This window comes from Streptomyces sp. NPDC041108 (genome assembly GCF_055592645.1).
Map to the genome: position 1 here is coordinate 36,189 of NZ_JBVIYK010000031.1, position 18,809 is coordinate 54,997.

17 protein-coding genes and 6 pseudogenes are annotated in these 18,809 nt (G+C 68.6%); 12 read left to right on the forward strand and 11 right to left on the reverse strand.

Annotated features, from left to right (window positions below):
* Window positions 1-142: 142 nt before the first annotated feature.
* On the reverse strand, window positions 143-427 hold the full coding sequence (locus ACZ6BB_RS40470; protein WP_471620102.1) for a hypothetical protein: 285 nt from the start codon (window positions 425-427) through the stop codon (window positions 143-145).
* Window positions 428-593: 166 nt separating this feature from the next.
* Window positions 594-806 carry a hypothetical protein gene (locus ACZ6BB_RS40475; RefSeq protein WP_471620103.1) on the reverse strand — a complete coding sequence of 71 codons (213 nt, stop codon included), beginning with the start codon at window positions 804-806 and terminating at the stop codon, window positions 594-596.
* A 296-nt stretch (window positions 807-1,102) separates the two neighbouring features.
* On the opposite strand from ACZ6BB_RS40475, the gene ACZ6BB_RS40480 reads away from it, so the two are divergent.
* The 3 genes from ACZ6BB_RS40480 to ACZ6BB_RS40490 all read left to right on the forward strand — a co-directional run bounded on the left by ACZ6BB_RS40480 (window position 1,103) and on the right by ACZ6BB_RS40490 (window position 3,176).
* Complete coding sequence (locus tag ACZ6BB_RS40480) at window positions 1,103-1,234, forward strand: hypothetical protein (protein ID WP_471620104.1); 132 nt, start codon at window positions 1,103-1,105, stop codon at window positions 1,232-1,234.
* A complete protein-coding gene (locus tag ACZ6BB_RS40485; protein ID WP_471620105.1) occupies window positions 1,231-1,506 on the forward strand; it encodes a hypothetical protein in 276 nt (91 codons plus the stop codon). Before ACZ6BB_RS40480 ends, ACZ6BB_RS40485 begins: the two co-directional genes overlap by 4 nt.
* A gap of 518 nt (window positions 1,507-2,024) precedes the next feature.
* Entirely contained in the window at window positions 2,025-3,176 is a 1,152-nt protein-coding gene (locus ACZ6BB_RS40490; RefSeq protein WP_471620117.1) for a DUF4190 domain-containing protein, read from the forward strand.
* Window positions 3,177-3,456: 280 nt separating this feature from the next.
* Here the strand turns inward: ACZ6BB_RS40490 and ACZ6BB_RS40495 are convergent.
* Window positions 3,457-3,664, reverse strand: a pseudogene (locus ACZ6BB_RS40495) (SDR family oxidoreductase); the annotation flags it as partial.
* 272 nt (window positions 3,665-3,936) lie between these two features.
* Window positions 3,937-4,368, reverse strand: coding sequence for a hypothetical protein (locus tag ACZ6BB_RS40500; RefSeq protein ID WP_471620106.1), 432 nt, complete (start codon window positions 4,366-4,368; stop codon window positions 3,937-3,939).
* 226 nt (window positions 4,369-4,594) lie between these two features.
* Between ACZ6BB_RS40500 and ACZ6BB_RS40505 the strand changes: the two genes are divergently transcribed.
* The gene (locus ACZ6BB_RS40505; RefSeq protein WP_471620107.1) at window positions 4,595-4,795 is read left to right on the forward strand and encodes a hypothetical protein; all 201 of its coding nucleotides are present in this window, start codon (window positions 4,595-4,597) and stop codon (window positions 4,793-4,795) included.
* Window positions 4,796-4,810: 15 nt separating this feature from the next.
* Here ACZ6BB_RS40505 and ACZ6BB_RS40510 read toward each other — a convergent pair whose 3' ends face one another.
* The gene (locus ACZ6BB_RS40510; RefSeq protein WP_471620108.1) at window positions 4,811-5,383 is read right to left on the reverse strand and encodes a GNAT family N-acetyltransferase; all 573 of its coding nucleotides are present in this window, start codon (window positions 5,381-5,383) and stop codon (window positions 4,811-4,813) included.
* A 331-nt stretch (window positions 5,384-5,714) separates the two neighbouring features.
* Between ACZ6BB_RS40510 and ACZ6BB_RS40515 the strand changes: the two are divergent.
* The 3 genes and pseudogenes from ACZ6BB_RS40515 to ACZ6BB_RS40525 all read left to right on the forward strand — a co-directional run.
* Window positions 5,715-5,841 (forward strand): annotated as a pseudogene (locus ACZ6BB_RS40515) (IS256 family transposase); the annotation flags it as partial.
* A gap of 355 nt (window positions 5,842-6,196) precedes the next feature.
* The gene (locus ACZ6BB_RS40520; protein WP_471620109.1) at window positions 6,197-6,622 is read left to right on the forward strand and encodes a hypothetical protein; all 426 of its coding nucleotides are present in this window, start codon (window positions 6,197-6,199) and stop codon (window positions 6,620-6,622) included.
* Between the two features lie 250 nt (window positions 6,623-6,872).
* Window positions 6,873-9,311, forward strand: a complete 2,439-nt coding sequence (locus tag ACZ6BB_RS40525; protein ID WP_471620118.1) for a WD40 repeat domain-containing protein — start codon at window positions 6,873-6,875, stop codon at window positions 9,309-9,311.
* Window positions 9,312-9,382: 71 nt separating this feature from the next.
* Here ACZ6BB_RS40525 and ACZ6BB_RS40530 read toward each other — a convergent pair.
* Window positions 9,383-9,674: pseudogene (locus tag ACZ6BB_RS40530) on the reverse strand (transposase); the annotation flags it as partial.
* On the opposite strand from ACZ6BB_RS40530, the pseudogene ACZ6BB_RS40535 reads away from it, so the two are divergent.
* Window positions 9,653-9,907, forward strand: a pseudogene (locus ACZ6BB_RS40535) (IS701 family transposase); the annotation flags it as partial. The pseudogenes ACZ6BB_RS40530 and ACZ6BB_RS40535 sit on opposite strands and share 22 nt — an antisense overlap.
* A gap of 335 nt (window positions 9,908-10,242) precedes the next feature.
* On the opposite strand, the gene ACZ6BB_RS40540 reads toward ACZ6BB_RS40535, so the two are convergent.
* Both ACZ6BB_RS40540 and ACZ6BB_RS40545 read right to left on the reverse strand, forming a co-directional pair.
* Window positions 10,243-10,698 carry an aromatic acid exporter family protein gene (locus ACZ6BB_RS40540; protein WP_471620110.1) on the reverse strand — a complete coding sequence of 152 codons (456 nt, stop codon included), beginning with the start codon at window positions 10,696-10,698 and terminating at the stop codon, window positions 10,243-10,245.
* Between the two features lie 542 nt (window positions 10,699-11,240).
* Complete coding sequence (locus ACZ6BB_RS40545; RefSeq protein ID WP_471620111.1) at window positions 11,241-12,002, reverse strand: ZIP family metal transporter; 762 nt, start codon at window positions 12,000-12,002, stop codon at window positions 11,241-11,243.
* Window positions 12,003-12,248: 246 nt separating this feature from the next.
* On the opposite strand from ACZ6BB_RS40545, the pseudogene ACZ6BB_RS40550 reads away from it, so the two are divergent.
* The 4 genes and pseudogenes from ACZ6BB_RS40550 to ACZ6BB_RS40565 all read left to right on the forward strand — a co-directional run bounded on the left by ACZ6BB_RS40550 (window position 12,249) and on the right by ACZ6BB_RS40565 (window position 16,654).
* Window positions 12,249-13,002: pseudogene (locus ACZ6BB_RS40550) on the forward strand (SigB/SigF/SigG family RNA polymerase sigma factor).
* Between the two features lie 1,048 nt (window positions 13,003-14,050).
* Window positions 14,051-14,413 carry an STAS domain-containing protein gene (locus ACZ6BB_RS40555; protein WP_471620112.1) on the forward strand — a complete coding sequence of 121 codons (363 nt, stop codon included), beginning with the start codon at window positions 14,051-14,053 and terminating at the stop codon, window positions 14,411-14,413.
* A 952-nt stretch (window positions 14,414-15,365) separates the two neighbouring features.
* Window positions 15,366-15,722: an STAS domain-containing protein gene (locus tag ACZ6BB_RS40560; RefSeq protein WP_471620113.1), complete on the forward strand. Its 357-nt coding sequence runs from the start codon at window positions 15,366-15,368 to the stop codon at window positions 15,720-15,722.
* The gene (locus tag ACZ6BB_RS40565; protein WP_471620114.1) at window positions 15,722-16,654 is read left to right on the forward strand and encodes an anti-sigma factor RsbA family regulatory protein; all 933 of its coding nucleotides are present in this window, start codon (window positions 15,722-15,724) and stop codon (window positions 16,652-16,654) included. Before ACZ6BB_RS40560 ends, ACZ6BB_RS40565 begins: the two co-directional genes overlap by 1 nt.
* 63 nt (window positions 16,655-16,717) lie before the next feature.
* Here the strand turns inward: ACZ6BB_RS40565 and ACZ6BB_RS40570 are convergent, their stop codons facing one another.
* The 3 genes and pseudogenes from ACZ6BB_RS40570 to ACZ6BB_RS40580 all read right to left on the reverse strand — a co-directional run.
* On the reverse strand, window positions 16,718-16,927 hold the full coding sequence (locus tag ACZ6BB_RS40570; RefSeq protein WP_471620115.1) for a hypothetical protein: 210 nt from the start codon (window positions 16,925-16,927) through the stop codon (window positions 16,718-16,720).
* 32 nt (window positions 16,928-16,959) lie between these two features.
* A complete protein-coding gene (locus tag ACZ6BB_RS40575; protein WP_471620116.1) occupies window positions 16,960-17,247 on the reverse strand; it encodes a hypothetical protein in 288 nt (95 codons plus the stop codon).
* Between the two features lie 244 nt (window positions 17,248-17,491).
* A pseudogene (locus ACZ6BB_RS40580) lies at window positions 17,492-18,567 on the reverse strand (IS630 family transposase); the annotation flags it as partial.
* Window positions 18,568-18,809: the final 242 nt, after the last annotated feature.

The window sequence follows — 18,809 nt, forward strand, 5'->3', positions numbered from 1 at the left end:
AGAGGGCCAGGAGGGTGTTACCTCCGAGGCCACTGTGCCACCCGTGCCACACGTAGTACCCCTGGACTTCGATGACTTTCCCGTGCCACAAGCCGACCCGGGCGTGTTCGCCCACGTCTTTGCCGGCCCCGCCCTCCACCGTTTACAGCTCACCGTTCACCCGTAGTTCGACCGTGACGTCGTACCAGACGTGCACGTCCGACGTACGGTCCTGGCCCGCTCCACCCAGCGACCACATCCGCTCCTCGGATCGCTTCTCGACGGTGGCGTCCGCTTGTACCAGTGCCCCCGAGGCACGGGCGCGGGCGATGGCGATCTCCTCGTACGTTCGCCAGGCGTACAGCGTGATGACCACCGCCATGGTCAGACGGAACACCACCACGACGACGCCGACCCACTTCGGTCGGCCCCCACGCGCGTTCGACATGACAGCCTCCCCTGCGCACCCGGTAGCTCCTCCGCTACGGAGATCATGACCCCGTCGGCGGCTCATGGCACGGTGCCGACCCCAAGTTCGGTAGGGATCTACGTGTTTTCACCGAGCCATCCCGGGCCGGCGTGGAGGTGGGCGGGGTGCGTCCGGCCAGCGTGGCTCAGGCGGCCGCGTGCTCGCTGCCGCGCTGCACCACCAGCGCCCGCTCCACATCGGCCAGTTGGTCGTGCACGGGCCGGACGGTACGAGCGAGACCGCGGCGGTAGCCGATCGCCTCCGGCACGGTCCACGCCCGCGCACGCTCCACCCGCACCACCCGTCCTGGTGGCTCGATCGCGACGCTCTGCCGCCGTCGGCGTCTCCTGGCGGTCAACCCACCCACACCTCTTGCTCGTCCTCAGTGACGCGCGAGGCGCCTGGGACCGACGGGACGTCTGCGCACGTGGCTTTGAAGAGAGAAGCATTGATCCGTGCCCGGCGAATATGTGTGACCGCCGTGGCGGTGCTGGCGGCCCTGGCGGGGCTCACCCGGACCGCCACAGGCTGAACAGCCGCACAGATCGAAGCCGTTGAGTACGACGGCCCACGATCGACTTCCCCCGGGGTGGCGGTTCGGGCGGGAAGGGCGGGGCGCGTGAACTGGTACGGCGCGCGCCGAGGGAGGTGCCCATGGCGGATGCGCGGGTCGAGTTCCGCACGGGGGACCGGCTGCTCGGGGTGCCGAGGCCCGCGAAGGGCAGACGGACCTTCCGGCTCGTCCTCGACGAGATGAGGCCGAGCAGCCGGCGGACCTGCAAGTGACGGCCGGGGGGGGGCGCCGGCTGGACGCGGCGGCCGACGACCCGCACCCGTCCGGCCCACGGATGCCCGCGCAGGCACCGGCGAACGGCGTCGATCCGGGCAAGCCCGGCCCGTACCGCACGGTCACCGGGGAGTACGACCTCGACCCGGTACCCCTGCCCGGGTTCGACACCCCGGTGGAGATGACCGCCGAGGTGGTGGCGCCGAAGGATGCCAACGGCAGCCGCCCGCTCGCACTGTTCCTGCACCCGGAACCGGACCTGTTCCAGTGAGAACCTTGCTGCGCGGCCCCACCCGTCCACCAGGCGGAATGCCTTCCAACGCCTCGCCCGAAGCGGCTACTCCTTGCCGGGTTCGGCCATCGCCGACGGACCCGGCTGATGTTTCCGTGTTGGACTACGTGATTCCACGGATGCCCTTCATCAGGCGATACAGGAGAGTTGCGCTCGTACCGGGGCCTTGCACTGCCCGTGCCCGCAGCCCCTTCTGGTCCGAAAGGCGCTGGTTGAAAGAAAGCACCGATGCCCGGGCTCCGGCGGAGTGCGACCCGCGTGCACCGAGGTGACCATGCCGCGCAACGCCCGACCGTACGGCTGACCACGAGCAGCGGACGCTCCGGTTTCGAGCACTGCAGGGCACTGGCGACGGTACGCAGATGGAGCCACGACCGGAGGGTAGCGGCGGCCATGCCTCGCTTCATCCGGTCAACCCCGAACGCCAATCCTCAAGTACTGGCAATGACTCGAACAGTCCACGTCAGTGTTGAATCAGGAGTACGGTACCCGTGTCCATGCCCCCGCCCTCCGGATCCCAGCAGCCCCAGGACCTGTACCAGTCTCCTCACCTGCAGGGCCCGTATCCGCACTTCCAGGGACCGCAACCACTCGCCCCTTACCAGGTCTGGGGGCAGGGCTACGCCCCCTTCGCCCGCCCTGCCCCGGTCAACGGCGTTGCCATCGCCGCCCTTGTGCTGGGCTTGATGTGCTTCCTGCCAGCGGTGGGGCTGGTCCTCGGGATCATCGCGCTGGTACAGATCAAGAAGCGGGGCGAGCGCGGCAAGGGCATGGCGATCGCGGGTGCGGTCGTGTCGTCCCTAGGAGTCGCCCTGTGGCTGTTCCCGAATGTCGTCCACGACTCTTGGGAGGGCTTCGTAGAGGACACCAGAGGCAGCAGTAGCCGCTTCCTCGCCAAGGGCGACTGCTTCGACTTCGACGTCCCGAGCTTGGAATTCGACCGGGGCGCCGACCACGTCGACACGGTGTCCTGCAACTACGAGCACGATGCCGAGGTGTTCGGCACCATCCCGCTGTCCAACGACGACCACCCGGGCGACGACTACCTCACCGACAAGGCCGAGGACGAGTGCCGGACGCTCCGGGAGGCCTACGCGATGGACCACTGGAGGCTGACCGACAAAGTCGGCGTCAACTATCTGACGCCCACCGCAAAAAGCTGGTCCTGGAGAGGCAACAAGATCACCTGCGTCTTCACCCACACCAACGCGTACGGCACCCTGTGGAGCCCGCTACGTACCGACGAGTCCACCCTCAACGCCGACCAGCTGGCGTTCCTGAAGGCGATGAACGCCGTCGACGAGGTCCTCCAGGAGGAGCCCGGGGAAGACGCCGAGGAGAACCTCGGCGCCCACAAGGACTGGGCGGCCGATGTCCGGGACGTGCTCGGCAAGCAGGCGGGCACGCTGCGGAGCCACACCTGGCGGGGCCACGCGGACAAGTCCGTCGACGCCCTGGTGAGGGACATGCAGGACGCCCGCGCGGAGTGGGCGAAGGCCGCCACCGCGGGTGACGCCCACACGTACTACCTGCACTACGACAACGGCTATAAGTACGTCGACGGCAACACCACCCGCAGTGCCCGCTCGGACCTGGGTCTCACCTTCATCCCGCCCTCGACTGTTGCCGAGTCGAGCCACCAACCGTGAGCCACCAACCGTAGGGGCTGGGATGATCTCCGCACCCGACGCACCCGACGCACCCGAAAGTCACCGCCAGAGCCATCCCGGGGTGTGCGGTCGACAACGGGAACAGGTAGCCGACCGTTCGGTTTCCGCCTGGCGCGGTTGGGGGGCCGCCACGATCTGGTGCAGGCCGTATCCCGAGCTGCTGAAACGGATCACCGCACGGCGTGCGGAGCTGGACGAACTCGAAGAACAGCTGACCAAGCAGTTGGCGGAGGTCCGGCCCGAGCGGGACGAACTCGCCGCCGCCGTGTGCGGTGAAACCGCCTTCGACGGGGATCTCGGCGCCGGTGATGGAGGAGGCGTCGTCGGAGAGGAGGAAGACCACCGGCGGGGTGATCTCGTCGACGGTGCCGGTGCGGGCCGGCGGCGGCTCGCGGATGTTCGTCTCGCGGAAGGCGGGCGCGGCGGAGGCGGTCGTCTCGGGTCTCGATGAAGCCGGGGTGGACGGTGAATCAGATGCTGACCCACGACGCGTCAAGTACCACCGGTAGGTCTCATGACTGCCGCTCCGACCGCAGCTGGACTGCCGCGCCCCGGCGGCCCCTGGCGCGCGGCTCTTGTCCGACCAACCCAGTACCGCGAGCGTCACGCGGCCGAATGCGGATGTACCGCTGTGGGACGAACAGCACTGTGGCCACCCGCTCTGACAAGCTCGCGGTCCGCTTCGAGGCGACCGTCCTCGTCGCGGCCCTCAACGCGTGGCTGTGATCAGGACCTGTCGCTACAGCTCGTGGTCCCGGGCCAGTTCGTCCCAGAGAATGCTGCGAAGAGCAAGATCAGCGTCCTCGCCCGACGGTACCTGCGGGGCGGGCTGGAACCAGGCCACGCTGAGAACGGACTGGTACAGGATCGGGTCGAGCTCAGGATCGATCACTGTCGATCTGAAGACACCGATGCAAGCCACTGAGGGCAGCACCTCAACAGGGCCGAAGGGGCCGACGGTCTCATCCGGGTACTCGCGGAGAGGCGCAACGAGATGGACGGGCGTCAGGGGAAACGCGCGTTCGGCCTCACGCAGGAGGCCGCCGACCTTCCAGTCGTTGACACGCTTGCACGGGTAGCCCTCCAGCATCCCCCCATAGGTCGATGACATCCGCAGCTCGGTGAGCTCGATCGAGCGACCGGACGAGAGGACTATGTGGCTCAGCGACATGCCGACACCCTATGCGCTCGATTCACCTCCGATGCACGCCCGAGAAGTGGGCGATCGTCGGCCGTATGAAGGGGAAGCGCATCCGCACGCACCGCCGCCGCGACCAGGATCGACGTTCCTGCAGAGTGGTCCGCTTCTGCCGCGTATGCCACGACACCATGTGTATGAGGGACTGGACATGACGATGCCTCAGTACGCTGGTGCGCCGAACAAAGGAGCACCGCGCATGAGCCGTCGCCTGAAGGCGATCACCCGCGAGGAACATCTGGCCTTGAACCTCGACGATGTGACCTGGGCTCGCGCCCGCGCCTGGGCCATCGCGGTGGGCGTCAGCGGAATCTCCTACCACTGGCACACCTTCCCCGCCTTCGTCGACGAGTGTCGAGCACGACTTCACGCGATCGTCCTCGACGCCGCTGCGCGTTGAGTCGCCACCCCGGTCCTAGCGGCCGGCCGTGGGGTGCCACTCGCCGCGGAGGAGGCCGAAGACCCAGGAGTCGGAGACGTCGCCGTTGACGACGCAGTCCTCGCGGAGGGTGCCTTCGCGGACGAAGCCGAGCTTCTCCAAGACTCGGGCGGACGCCACGTTGCGGGTGTCGGTCTCGGCCTGGACGCGGTTCAGGTCCAGGGTGTCGAACGCCCACCGCAGGGCGGCGTGCGCGGTCTCCGTGGCGTAGCCCTGGCCCCATGCGGCGGCGTCGAAGACGTAGCCCAGCGACGCGCTGCGGAAGTCCGGGTTCCAGCTGGTCAGGCCGCACCAGCCGATGAACGCGCCGTCGGAGACGCGGTCGACGGCCACCCGCGCTCCCGTGCCTTCCTCTGCGATCGTCCGGCACGTCGCGATGAAGCGCTGGGCGCGGGTTGGTTCCGTCCACGGCGGGGAGTCCCAGTAACGCAGCACGTTGACGCTCTGGAAGCGTTCCGCGGCCCGTCGCAGGGGCCAGCTGTCGTCCACGACGCAGCGGGCCGGGCGCAGTCGTCCGGTCTCGGTCAGGGGTGGATTACGGTGGGGCACGAGGGCCTCTCCGGTCGCCAGTGCAGATGTCGCAATCCACACCGAGCCAGAAAGCCCTCACCCATTTCAAGATCCCTCAGCCGAGACCTCCGTCACCAACCTCCGTGGACAGAACATCTAGGGCTTGGTCCGCGCCCAGGTTGTCATCTGCAGCATGTGCTTCGCTGGACCGCCGACGGTTCTGGTCATCGGTTACGACTACGCGTACGCGCTTACGTGCTTTGTCGTCTCCACCACGCGGGAACTGGGCTGTCTGCGTCGCCGGACTGGAGTCATGAGGCATCGGCGGGATCCACCCGGCGACCGGAGCGGCCACCGGTACGTGGCGGATCTGGCGCAGTTCCTCGGCTCGGCGGCCGGGCTGTCGCCCGCCACCGTGACCCGGCTGACGAAGCAGTGGCAGGATGACCACGCCGCCTTCCAACGGAGTGAACCTCGCCGACAGCGACTACGTGTACGGCGCACCGCGGTCCCGGACGCCGGTCTCCGCCTACGTGAGTGATTACGTACTTTCACCGATGCCAGGGAGACACGCTGGCGAAGAAGCTTGTTCACGAGCCGCGCATCGGCGCAGGCTGGAACCTCTGGGATGCCTTCTCGAAGCCGTGTAGCCGACCGCCACGTCGCTGGCCGACGAGCAGCGCCAGAGCGGTACAGGGAAGGCGATTCGTGAACCGTCAGCAAATGGAATTCCATGCCTCATGCGGGCACTTGATCTCGGTGCAGGCCGAGCGTGCCGGGCAGAACGTCCGTTGCCCTCATTGCCACCGGGTGGTCCCGGCTCCGGCTGCCGATGTTCCGTACGCCTCGCCCGTGCTCATACCCGGCCCTGTTCCCGGGCCGGCCACGTCGGTGGAGCCGGCCGCCCTGACCGCCCTCTACGTGACCGTCCTCATTGCCGGTGTGCTGGGAGCCGCCTGCGTCTATCTGGTCATGTTCGACGAGCTCGACGAGTCCGAACTGGTCACGATCACCCCGCTGTGGTTCTTCCCGATCGTCTTCGGCCTGTACGGCTTCGTCTCCCAGCGACTGTTGCGGCGTATCTCCGCTGGGCACGCGGGAACCCTCAGCCAGGCCGCCCGCATGTCGATCGACGTGGCAGGGTACTGGGCGCTCCCGGCGCTCTTCCCGTTCCTCGTGCTGAGATGGCGCAGTTCTCTGCTCGTGTCGCTGGCGGCGGCATCCTTCTGGGCCGTACTGCTGTGGTTCTTCTTCGCGGCGGTCTTCCCGACCCTCTGAGCGCGCTCACCGCATCGCCCACAATGACGGAAAGCACCGATGTCCGAGCTCCAACGGAGTGCGGCACCGCGTCCACCCCGGTGGCCGTATCGCGCAACGACCGGCCGTACGGCTGACACAAGCAGCGGACGATCCAGTTTCGAGCGCTGTGGTCACTTGCTGCGGCCGCTGTGGTCACTTGCTGCGGCGCAGAATGAGCCCCGACCGTCAGGTCGCGGCGGTCAGTTCGGTTCCGTGGGTTGAGGTAATGATGGATGGATCTGATCAAGTGTCTCGGGATGTGACTGCCTCGCAGGGGCTGGGTTCTTGGCGGGCGGACTGGACGTGCGGTTCCGGGTCGGACCCCCGGCTGCTCCGCTGCTTCAAGGGTCACGACGCCCCCGTGGTCGCGGTGGCGACGGCGGTCGTCGACGGGCGTCCGGTTGTCGTCTCGGCGAGCCGCGACGCGACGATGTGTATCTGGGACCTGGCGACTGGGGAACGGCTGCGCACGCTGACGGCAGCTCCTCCCGACCCCATCTCGTCGTTGTCGCCCGAGTTGGTGGCCCTGGCCACGGTGGTGGTCGACGGGCACCCCCTGGTCCTCACGTGCCACTGGGACGGGTCCGCAAGGCTGTGGGATCCGGAGACGGGGCGTTCTGCGGGCGAACTGGCCCTGGGGCTGGCGCGGTTGGTCCTGGATGGCCGGCACGTGGTGCTGGCCGTCGGGGCGGACCGGACGCTGGGTGTATGGGACCAGGCCACCGGCAGTCGGCTGGGCGTGTTCCCCTGGATGGTGGGCACAGGGGAGCTGGATGGACGCGAGGTCGTTGTCACATGTCCACCGGACCATCCGGCGCAGGTGTGGGATCTGGCCACCGGTCGCGAGATCGGCGAGTGCCTGCCGGCCGAGGGAGCGTGGACTCGCGAAGGGCGGCACTTCGCCGTAACCAGTGAGGAGGGCCAGGCGCCCCGTGTGTGGGATCTGGACCGCCACGTGCTTCTGGCAGCCGACCCGGGGGAGTTGCTGGCGGATGGCGAGCACGGTGACGAAGTGTCAGCCTTGACGGTCGTCGACGGGCGGGTCGTGGTCCTCAACTTCCATCACGAGGCGGCACCGGAAGTGGTCGGAGACCTGGCTCCCATTGTTTTTCCCGACGGCCTGTCCGAGACCTTGATCCTTGAAGGGCGCAGTGTGGTGCTCGTCGTGGGCGCGGATCAGACACTGCGTTTCTGGAACCTGCCGACGAGCCCCATGGGCCCTGACGGTACGCGGAGCATCCGCAGCATCCCTTTGGAAGCCGCTGAGGGGAAGGGGCTCAATAGCGCCGACCCGGAAGACCGGGTCGGCCTGTGGCCCCTGGTCTCCGCCCGGACGAGCGGCCTGTTCGCCACCGAGTTGCGCTGGGGAATCGAAGCAGGGGCCGCTTCCCGGAGTCTGGTGCTGGATGACCTGCCCGTCTCCCTCATCGCCGGACCGGACGGCACCGTCACGGTGCGGCACGCACTCAGCCTTTCACCTGCGGGTAGTGTGCTGAGCGGTCACACCGATCGGGTGTGGGCCATCGACACCGCCCCGGCCAGGACGCGAACCCTGGCGGTCACGACCGCCCGCGACCGTACTGTACGCGTCTGGGATCTTGCCACCGGCGAGCAGGAGGGTGAGCCCCTCACCGGGCACACCGGCCAGGTGTGGGACGTCGCCGCCACCGTTGTGGAGGGACGTTGCGTCGCCGTCACCGCAGGGGAGGACCACACGGTGCGCACCTGGGACCTCACCGCTGCGCGAGGGGACTGCGGCCGCCTGCGAGCCGCACACACCGGATCCGTCCTGGCGGTCGCCACCGCGGTCGTCGGCGGCGTCCCCGTGGTCGTCACCGCAGGCGCCGACCACACCGTGCGCACCTGGGACCTGGCCACCGGCTCGCGGGCCTCCGACTTCCTGAGCGCAGAGGTGTCCGCCATGACGACGGCGGTGGTGGGCGGACACGCGGTTGTCGTCACGGCCGCTCCCGACGCCACCCTGCACATCGTGGAGCTCGCCACCGGCCGACCGGTCCACCGCCCGTTTCCCAGCGGCCACGGCAGAGTCCTGGCTATCGCCTCGACGGTCCTGGAGGGCCTGCCCGTCGCCCTCACCGTAGGCAGCGACCGCGCTGTGCGCGTCTGGGACCTCACCACCGGACAGCCCCTGGGCGCACCTCTCACCGGCCACTCCAGCCGTGTTACCGCCGTCGCCACCACGGTCCTCGACGGACGGCCCGTGATGGTTACAGGCAGCTGGGACAAGACAGTGCGACTGTGGGACCTCCCCACCGGCCGACAGCTCGGTGAACCCCTGACCGGCCACACCGACTGGGTGACCGCCGTGACCACTGCCACCTTGGGCGGAGCCCCCACCGCGATCAGCAAGGGCCGGGACCGGACGATACGCCTGTGGAACCTGTCCACGGGGCAGCAGATCGGCGACGCCCATACCGCCGAGTCAGGCTCCGACAATTCGCTGGCGGTCTCAGCGATGGCCGACGGACGGCTCGTTGCAGCCCTCGGCGATGACCACACCGTGCGGTTCCACGACCTCACCGCAGGGTGCCCGGCCGGTGCCGACCACCTGTTCTCTTTCCCTGTGCACTCACTCGCCGCGGCACCGGGCGGACGCTTCGCGGTCGGGTTCGGTTGCGAGGTCGCGGTTTTGTCGAGGGCATCCTGACAGGCCAGGGTCTCGCCAGGGTAGCGACGGCCCTCGCCGAGCAGCAGGTGCTGCTCCACACCGTCCGTCGGCAGGCCGGAGCCGTGCGGGGTGCCACGGCGGGCATTCGGAGTGATGCCGCGGGCCTGCAGGAGACGGCGGTGCTTGTCGAAGTCGTAGTCGCGGTCGGCGAACAGCCGCCGGGGCTTGTGGCGCGGACGGCCGCGCCGACCTCGGTGCAAGGACGGCGTCCAGCAGCGGGATGAGCTGGGTGACGTCATGGCGGTTCCTGCCGTTCAGCGACATCGCGAGCGGGGTGCCGTGCCGGTCCAAGATCACATGGTGCTTGCTGCCGATCCGGCTGCGGTCGACCGGCGAAGGGCCGGTGTGAGCGAGTACTGAAGGACTGGGCCGCCGCCCATCTGCCCGCCGTGGCCGAGTTCGACGGCGACGAGCCGACCCGGCAGCGGTGGATGCTGGCCCGCCGCAGCATCAGCAGGCCCGACGAGATCGCCTACTACCTCGCCTGCGCTCCCCTGGACGCCACCGTCGCCGACCTGGTCCGCGTCGCCGGATGCCGCTGGAAGATCCACGCCACAGCCCGTCCATGCGGTCTCTCACCCACATCGCCGCCGTACCGCCCGGGTTGCTCGCCCTCGCGATCTGCGCGGTCAGAGGCGGGACTTGCTCACCGGAACGAGGACGGAGCGACAACGGACACCTCGACAACTGCATGGGCTCTCGGAACACCCCGAGCATGCCCACCGATCACCCCGGCGCACCGGGAGACTCCAAGATCCCCGACAGAGTCAAGCTCGGTCCTGGACTAGCTGATCGGCCAGGCGGCGGGCCTGGGCCAGCAGCGTGCCGTGCGTCGCCAGCGCACCGGGATCATCCTGTACGGCGGCGGGCAGCCGTCGCTGGAGTTCGTCGAGCGTGCCGCGAAGGTCCGCTACGGCCTCACGCAGCGCCTCCGTGGAGTCGTCGCCACCGCTTTCGGCGAACCGGGACTGGCCATAGAGGCCGACGGCGCGCGCGGTGTGCCGCAGGAAGTTCGCGTAGGGACTAAGACCATCGTGGCCATCGTGCTGTCCAAGACCAGCGCGGCGGCAGTCGCCACCACCGTTCCCACCGCGATGGCGGCCAGCTGCTGCAGGCCGTGCGCGATCGACCGGTACACCGTCGACTCGACCAGCACAACCGCCATCCACGGGGCGACGAACGCCATCGGAGCCTTAAGCCACCAGCCCGCCAGCCCCCAGGCCACGCAGGCCGCCAGCGCGGCCTTGCCGGCCTGCACCACCAGATCCCGCTCACGGCCCGGCCCCGCCCACGCCCGCCGCACGGCCTGCACGGCAGCCTCACTGTGACGCCGAACCGCCCCTGTCACCCTCGCAGTCCACTCCATACGCCCCAGGTGCCCAGGGACAACAGATGCACCAGTCCGCCGCGGCGACGGCACCCCGAGCAGGCGGAGGCCACCGACGCACTGACAGACGCGGACTCACATCCCGCGATGCGCCGCACCCGCAGCGGCCCGTCAGTCGAGTATTCGCTTCAGCCGCTTCATCAAGAGCGAGCCCTCACCCCTGTGGCCGTCAGATGAAAGCCCACAATCCGCTTGATCCCTGGCTCAAGGCCCACACCGCCGCCTGACGCTCCCGCGTACCGGGGCAGCTTCAAGGTGCCGGCGCCGCGTGCCCGGCGCAGCGCACCGGGCACGTACTGGAGCAGCGCCCGATGGACCAGCCTGCCCAATACGTTGTCGCATTCGGTGCCGTCCGGGATCACATACCAGCGCTGGTCGCCCGCCGACGACGTCCACGCGGCTACCACCGGATCTCCCAGGGAGTCGAGCCGCTTTCGCCCTTCCCTTGTCCCAGACCCGTCAGCGCCTGGGAGCCCACACACGCCAACCATGCGCCGTCCACCCGCTTACAGTCCCAGCGGTCAGGTGTGGGAGAGGGCGAAGGAAACGAGGAAGCCGCTCACCGTGATCAGGCCGATGGCCAGGTGAGCGTCCTCGAACGCTTCGGGGATCATCGTGTCCGCGATCATGGCGAGGATCGCCCCGGCCGCCACCGCGGTCACTGCGGCGATCACGGCAGGAGAGAAGGAACCGACCACCGTGTAACCGAAGACGGCCGACACCGTGCTGGCCGCGGCGATCGCCGCCCAGACACCGAAGACGTACCCCCGGCCACGGCCGGCCTTTTTCATCCCCGCCGAACTGGACAGCCCCTCAGGGACGTTGCTGATGAACACCGCAGCCACGGTCACCAGACTCACCGCGCCGCCGTCTAGCAGGCTCACGCCAATGACCGCCGACTCCGGCACCCCGTCGAGCAGAGCGCCGAGCGCAAGCGCCATCCCGGACCCGCCCTGCTCGGCCTCCGAGGGCTGCGCCTCCACCCGCTCGTGACCGGAGCGCTTGCGGTGGCGCGCGCCCCGGCGGGCCAGCCACACATTTCCCCCGGTGTAGGCCAAGGCGCCGATGAGGGTCCCGACGGCTGCCGGAGCAAGCCCCGCTTGCTCGTACGCCTCCCCGACCAGCTCGAAGGACACCGCTGAGATCAGCACCCCGGCGCCGAAGGCCATCACGGTCGCGATCACCTTTTGCGGCACCCGCAACCCATAGCCCAGCGCAGCACCAAGCAGCAGCGCCGAACCCGCCACCAACCCCCACAGTCCAGCCTCTACCACTTCAGCCATGCCGCCCCGTCTACCCACAATGAATGTCGATCAACGGGCAACCGGCGCAGCCGTGCGGACAGCAAGTGAGCCCTACATCCACGCAGAAGGACCGACGCGGGAAGAACTTGAGGAGTCGGCCACCGCCGCTTCGCCGCCGGACAGTCGCGCCTGCCCCGGTCCAGGCAGAACCCGCATCGGCAACGCGGCCGTACGCCGTGACGCCCGTGCCCGAGTCTTCACGCGAGCGTCGAGCACGCTACGCCACTGCCGGAGATCGCCGATCCGCTGAAGGCGGCGCCCAGGGACGCGCGGTCTTTGGCGAAACTGTTCTTCGCACAGATGGCCGTCCTGGAAGAGGGCACCGGCGAGTACCAGTACGCGCGGAACACGCTGATCGAGATGAATATGTCTCTGGTGCGCTACGCGGCCGGCTGGCCGGTTCCGGAGCCGGGGCGCGGACGAGATGGAGGACATCGTCCAGGTCGGCATGATCGGTCTGATCAAGGCGATCGACCGGTTCGAGCTGTCGCGTGAGGTGGAGTCCACGTCCTTCGCCGTCCCCTACATCGTGGGCGAGATCAAGCGGTTCTTCCGCGACACCTCCTGGGCCGTGCACGTCCCCCGGCGCCCGCAGGAAGCCCGGGTCGAACTCGCCCGCGCCACCGACGAACTCCGCAGCCGACTGGGCCGCAACCCGCCGGTCACGGAACTGGCCGAACTGATGAACCTGTCGCAGGACGAAGTCATCGAAGCGCGCCTGGCCGCCAACGGCTACAACTCCAGACTTCATCGGAACTGAAGACACCGCCATGGAACTGGTCGAGGACTTCCACGCCCTCGCCCCGCTCCTCGCCGAACTCGACGAACGCGACCGGCGGATCATCCACGTGCGGTTCGTCGAACAACTCACGCAGGCCCAGATCGCCGGACACCTCGGCTGCTCCCAGATGCACGTATCCCGCCTGCTCACACGCACCCTCACCCGCCTGCGCGCAAGGGCATGCTCACCACCAACTGAACCAAACGGCAGCAGGAGCCCAGTCCCCGTCACCAAGCCAGCAGGGACCTCCGGGCTCCGATCCTCACGACGTCGGCCCGGACGGCCAACCCCCTTCCCGGCCCAGAGTGTGTGGCGTCCTGGCTCGGGTGGAGTGGCTCACGGGAGGCCGGTGCCACAGGCCCGGGGTGCCGACACGCGTTCGAAGCCGAGCTCGGACGACCAATACCACCCCTCGCACTCGGAAGGCTCCGGCACTCAGGACCGGCCATGACCGTGGCTGCGCCCCCATTGCCGCCTCGCATCCGCCCGGGCCAGGTGTGACAACGGCTTGCCAGCAGCCTGTCGCTGAAGCTCCCCACCCTGCGGCCGCGGCTGTCCCGGTGCACCGACATCACGCTGTGCGTCGTGGCCCAGGCCGTGGATACGGTCCCCGCAGGTCACATGTGTGCTGGCATGGCATGGCCGCTGGCGGGTAGACGCCGGACGTTGACGAGGAGGCGGCGGGACGCCTGGGGAGGTCAAACGCCGCCTCCTCGTCCTTGTGGCGAGGGATCAGGCTGCATAGGCGGCCCGGAGGGTTGCTACTGGGGACGGCGTCGGATGACGTCCCCGCAGAGGTCGCCGGGGAGAGCGACGCGAGCGGCCGACCGGCTCCCGCTCAACCTCGAAGCCGTTACGACGGCCATGAGGATCCCCAGACTGCGCCGCCCGCATCAGCGGCCCGGGCCGCCGGCAGGACGGGATCGCTGTCCCACCCGGCCAGCTCAGGGCCAGAGCGGATGCGGACACCGGCGGGCCGTGCTCGGCCTGGACGCAGGGCGAGGAAGTCCGTCGGCGGCGGCATGCCTCGGCGATACAGGCTCCATCACGTCCAGGGCAACGGTGCCGTGTATCGGCTGGGCGCCAGGCATCACGCTGCCCGTACCATCGGAAAACGGCCGTGCCGGATTTCCTCCTGCTGCCCCCCATTCCCCCAAACGGTTGTCCGCCGTAGCATCCGGGCAGGCTGTCGGCGCACACCGTGTCGGGAACCCAAGCGCAACCAGCGAGCACAGTCGAGGAGACGGTGACAGAGACCCACGGAGCAGCCCGGCCAGGCCAGCTGTCGATCGACCACACCGCCATCGGCGACATCCAACTGCTCACCCTGTGCGGCGAAATCGACCACAGCAACCGCGACCAGCTTAGGCAGGCCCTGCTCACCAACGCGGATACGACCACACGGACGGTGCTCGATCTCAGCGGCGTGACTTTCCTTGACTCCAGCGGCATCAACACCCTCCTCGCCGCCCACCAGAGCATGAGAGACGCTCAGGGATGGCTGCGCATTGCCGGCGCCCGGGATCCGGTGCTGCGGGTCCTTCGCCTCGTCGGCCTGGACCAGGTCATCTCTTGCCACTCCACCGTCGAGCAGGCCACGGCCGCCTAACCCCACCTCACGACTTCGCCGGTCCGCTTGGGGGCGAAGATCCACCACGCGGACATGGTCGACCGGCCGGCTTCACCCACACCTCCCGCCACCCGATGGCGCTCGGCTTACGGCTGCGCGACGCACGCGTAGCACTGTCCAGCGGCTCAGCACAGCGCTCTCCTCCGGTGGTCGCCCCGCGCCTGTGATCCCTGAGGGTCAGTCACGACCTGGTTTGGGTGGCCACGAAGACCTGGATGCCGCAGGAGTCCATGAGGGGCACGCCACCACGGTCCGCGGCGGTGTCGCGCCGTCGGAGGACAGCAGGTGCTCGGTGAGCTCGGTCGTGACGGTGTGGGGGCTCGGGGCCCCGACAGGATGGACGTGGGAGCCTGCCCGATTCTCGTGAGCACTCCTTCGGCCCTCTGCGTATCCGAGTTCATGGGCATGCGAGGCGGAGTCCGGGGTATGCGTAGGCGGGTGAACGGGGGAAAAAGGTGAATCTGGTGGACACAGTCCCAGATGGTGAGGACAGCGTGATGTCTGGCGCCCCTCCAATACAGGAGACCATCGCCCTCCGGAGGACACCCGCGGGGGGCTTGCTTCCCAACCCCACTGGGGACGAGCCACCTGCTTGCAGGGCATTCCCGCGCAGACGCCGAACTCCGGGAGCGCGTAGATGCGCGCTGGGGTGAGTGACCGCGGCATCGATGCCCGTGCCGCCGCGCGGCCTTCCAGCCCTCGAGCCCGAACCGCGCCAAGTTGCGCCTGACTGGTGCGCGAGTCGTGGACGAGAGGCGCCCCTGCCCAGGCATGAGACGCATGCAGACATATCGGCCGACGACAGGTTGCTCGCTCCCGTTGGCAGAACCAGGCGTGTCTGCCGCCTGGATACACTGCCCCGTCGAGAGGAGCTTTTCCTCTGCCCGTGCCGGGACGGTCGGCAGGCGGCTCGATGTGAAGGAGTCCGAGCGTGGATGCCCCACATGCAGTGGGCGGGCCCGCCCCGGCGCAGCTCGTGAGGGCCGCGTTGGAGGTGACCCCGTTGCCCGGCGGTCGTTCCGGGATACGTGCCCGCGGTGAGATCAGTGCCCTCACTCGCCCGTCTTGGGAGCAGGCCCTGTCCGAGCTGGCCCGGCGGCACGTGGGCGTGTCGTACGTGGAGCTGTCGGATGTGGGGTTCGTCGACGTGGCCGGGGTGACCGCGCTGGCGGTCACCGCCATGACCCTGCCCGACGGGAGGGTTGTGGTCGAGAATCCCCCGCCGCAGCTGCCGCGGGTTTTGGAGATGTTCTGGCCGGGCCTGGACCGGATCGAGGTGGCTCTGTGATGAGCACGGTGACCACTCACGAGGCGTTCGTGCACCCTGCCCTCTTCTACCGCACCGAGCAGGAGTACACGCAGCAGATGGTGGCCTTCCTGCGCGAGGGCCTGATCAACGACGAGCCGATGGCCGTGGCGGTGCCCGGCCCCAACCTGGAACTGATCAAGACAGGCCTGGGCGGGGACGCCGAGGGCATCCTGTTCCTGGACATGACCGAGGCCGGCCGCAACCCGGGACGGATCATCCCCAAGGTGCTGCGCGGATTCGCCGACGCCCACCCGAAGGGGCGTGTGCGGATCATCGGCGAGCCGATCTGGGCCGGGCGCAGCGCGATCGAGTACCCGGCGTGCGCGCAGCACGAGGCTCTGATCAACGCCGCGTTCGAGGGCAGGGCGGTGACGATCCTGTGCCCGTACGACGAGGTGCGGCTGGATCCGCAGGTGATCGCCGATGCGAAGGTCACCCACCCGACCCTCATCAGCGGGGAGGGACATGAGTCGGTCAGCGACGTCTACGACTGGCAGGCGGTCGTCGACCGGTACAACCAGGCGCTTGCGCCTGCACCGGACGCTGCCGCCTTCTCCTACGGTGGTGAGGACCTTCCGGCGGTCCGCCGGTTCGCTCTCGCTCAGGCGAGGCGGCTGGGCATGGCCGGGGAGCGGCTGCTGGATGTGGAGCTGGCCGTCGCGGAGCTGACGACCAACAGCGTGGTCCACGGCGGAGGCCGCGGGACACTCGCCATCTGGGCCGAGCAGGGGCAGCTGGTGTGTGAGGTCCGCGATGCGGGCCGGCTGACCGATCCGCTGGCCGGCCGCCGCCCGCCGGAGCGCGGCCAGTTGGGCGGCCGGGGCCTGATGCTGGTCCACTACGTGGCCGACCTGGTGCGCGTGCACACCGGCGACGACGGCACGACCGTGCGCTTCTACCTCAGCTTGTGACAGCGCGCGGGCGGCCACCTGTCCGGGTGGCCGCCCGCCCCGCTCGTCTCCCGGATCTTGTATTCAGCCCCGCACCGAGGGCCGGTAGGCGTCCAGCCTTTTGAAGACCATCCGCTCCATCCCGAGCGATGCCAATGTCAGCCACTCGCGCACGACGTCGGCGTCGGTGGTCGACGGGCACAGTGCCCACGGCGCGATGTGCCGGCGGGCGGTGAACACGGACTCCAGTGCGGCCCTGCGCCGCCGGTCGGCTTCGGCCGCCGCCCACCCCACACCCTCCGCAGGCGTCCCTTGGAATTGATCATCTAGGCGGACACATATGTCAGTGCCGGATACACCTCCGGGTCGCCTTCGACACCGGCCTCACGGAGGATCGGAACGAGGATCTCGGCGAAGCGGTTGAGGGCCTCCTCGGACTCCCAGACGTCGACGACGCGGAAGGTGCTCTCACCCTGTCCCGCGATGTGTGCGAGCAAACCTTCTACGGGCCAGTCGGCTGGAGAGTCCATCCGGTTCTTGCCCCCCGTCAACTTGCGGTTGGTCTCCTCGTACTGCTCCTGTGTGAACTCAGGGGAGATGAGGACGATCGGCATTTGGGTCCTTCCAGATCGCGGAGACGCGGCATGGGACTGCCACGTCTGGGCCGGAATCAGACGACGGCGATGTCCGCCTGCTCACATAGCGATCCTGGGCCGCCTCGCATCATCGCGCATGACTTGCTGCTCCACACGAGACGGAGTCACGCCCGTCGAGAGAGCGAACGTTGCCTGATGCGGCACAGTGTGCTGCGCCAGAAATCTTGAGATTTGTTCCACCTGTTTTCTGGTCGGTTGTTCCGACTTTGGTGAGGTAGTCGGCGAGGGAGGTGAGGATCCCGTCGGCGGTCTTGGTCCAGGTGAAGGGCCGCGGGTTCTCGTTCCAGGTGTCGATCCACGCAGTGATGTCGTCCTCCGGTGCCTTCACGGAGGTGTGGACGCCGCGGCGGATGAGCTTGTCGGTGAGCAGGCCGAGCCACCGCTCCACCTGGTTCATCCAAGAGGAGCCGGTGGGGGTGAGATGGACGTGGAAGCGGGGGTGCTTGCCGAGCCACGTCCTGATCTCGGCGGTGTTGTGGGTGGCGTAGTTGTCGCAGACGAGATGCACGTCGAGCCCGGCGGGCACTGCCTTGTCGACCCGGATCAGGAACTTCTTGAACTCGATCGCCCGGTGGCGGCGGTGCAGTTGCGATACGACGGTGCCGTCGGCGATGTTGAGGGCGGCGAACAGGCTGGTGATGCTGAGCCGCAGATTGTCGTGGGTACGCCGTTCGGGCATGCCCGGCATCATCGGCAGCACCGGCTGGGACCGGTCCAGCGCCTGGATCTGGCTCTTCTCGTCCACGCACAGCACGACCGCCTTCTCGGGCGGGTGGTGGTACATGCCGACGACCTTGGCGGCGAACTGCGGATCGGTGGACTGCTTGAAGGAGTCCTGCAGGTGGGGCTTGAGGTCGAACCGCTTCCAGATTCGCCCGATCGTCGTTTTCGACAGTCCGGTGCGCTGAGCCATCGAGGCCCGTGACCAGTGCGTGTCCTGGCCCGGGACCGACTCCAGAGTGGCCACGAGGACCTCCTCGACCTGGTCGAGGAGGATCGAGGGCGGCCGGCCCGAGCGAGCGTGGCTCGTCATGAAGACCGTCAAGGCGTTTCGCGATGAACCCGGCCCGCCAGCCGTTCACGGTCGCTTGCCGACCGTCTTGGCCTGGACACCGACGATCCGTGCAACACCGCGTTTGACATGCCGTCAGCACGCGCCAGAAGGATGCGGGCCTACTCGGCCGAGCGCCGGTGCGGCAATGCCGTCCGGCGCACCAACTCGGCACGCTCGGCCTCGGACAAAGTGATCTCCCCAGCAGAAGGCTCCGAATTCGACATGACAGCAGGGTACTTACCAACCCTCAAGATTTCTGGCGCAGCACACTAGTGGGTCGGCTGAGGTCATCCGCGGACGGGGTCCCGCGGGCCGCTCGTGGCGGTCCGCGGGACCCCGTCGCCCGTCTTCTCGCCGTCCTTCTCGGGATCGGTCCTCGGCCCCGTCAGGAGGTACGTCAGGCCGAAGCCCGCGCCCACCACCACCGCGCCGCCGGCCGCGTCGAGGACCCAGTGGTTGCCGGTCG

Coding starts and splice junctions, on each gene's coding strand:
- ACZ6BB_RS40470 (WP_471620102.1), bottom strand. CDS start 427: ATGTCGAACGCGCGTGGGGGCCGACCGAAGTGGGTCGGCGTCGTCGTG.
- ACZ6BB_RS40480 (WP_471620104.1), top strand. CDS start 1,103: ATGGCGGATGCGCGGGTCGAGTTCCGCACGGGGGACCGGCTGCTCGGG.
- ACZ6BB_RS40490 (WP_471620117.1), top strand. CDS start 2,025: ATGCCCCCGCCCTCCGGATCCCAGCAGCCCCAGGACCTGTACCAGTCT.
- ACZ6BB_RS40500 (WP_471620106.1), bottom strand. CDS start 4,368: ATGTCGCTGAGCCACATAGTCCTCTCGTCCGGTCGCTCGATCGAGCTC.
- ACZ6BB_RS40505 (WP_471620107.1), top strand. CDS start 4,595: ATGAGCCGTCGCCTGAAGGCGATCACCCGCGAGGAACATCTGGCCTTG.
- ACZ6BB_RS40525 (WP_471620118.1), top strand. CDS start 6,873: ATGGATGGATCTGATCAAGTGTCTCGGGATGTGACTGCCTCGCAGGGG.
- ACZ6BB_RS40540 (WP_471620110.1), bottom strand. CDS start 10,698: ATGGAGTGGACTGCGAGGGTGACAGGGGCGGTTCGGCGTCACAGTGAG.
- ACZ6BB_RS40545 (WP_471620111.1), bottom strand. CDS start 12,002: ATGGCTGAAGTGGTAGAGGCTGGACTGTGGGGGTTGGTGGCGGGTTCG.
- ACZ6BB_RS40565 (WP_471620114.1), top strand. CDS start 15,722: ATGAGCACGGTGACCACTCACGAGGCGTTCGTGCACCCTGCCCTCTTC.
- ACZ6BB_RS40575 (WP_471620116.1), bottom strand. CDS start 17,247: ATGCCGATCGTCCTCATCTCCCCTGAGTTCACACAGGAGCAGTACGAG.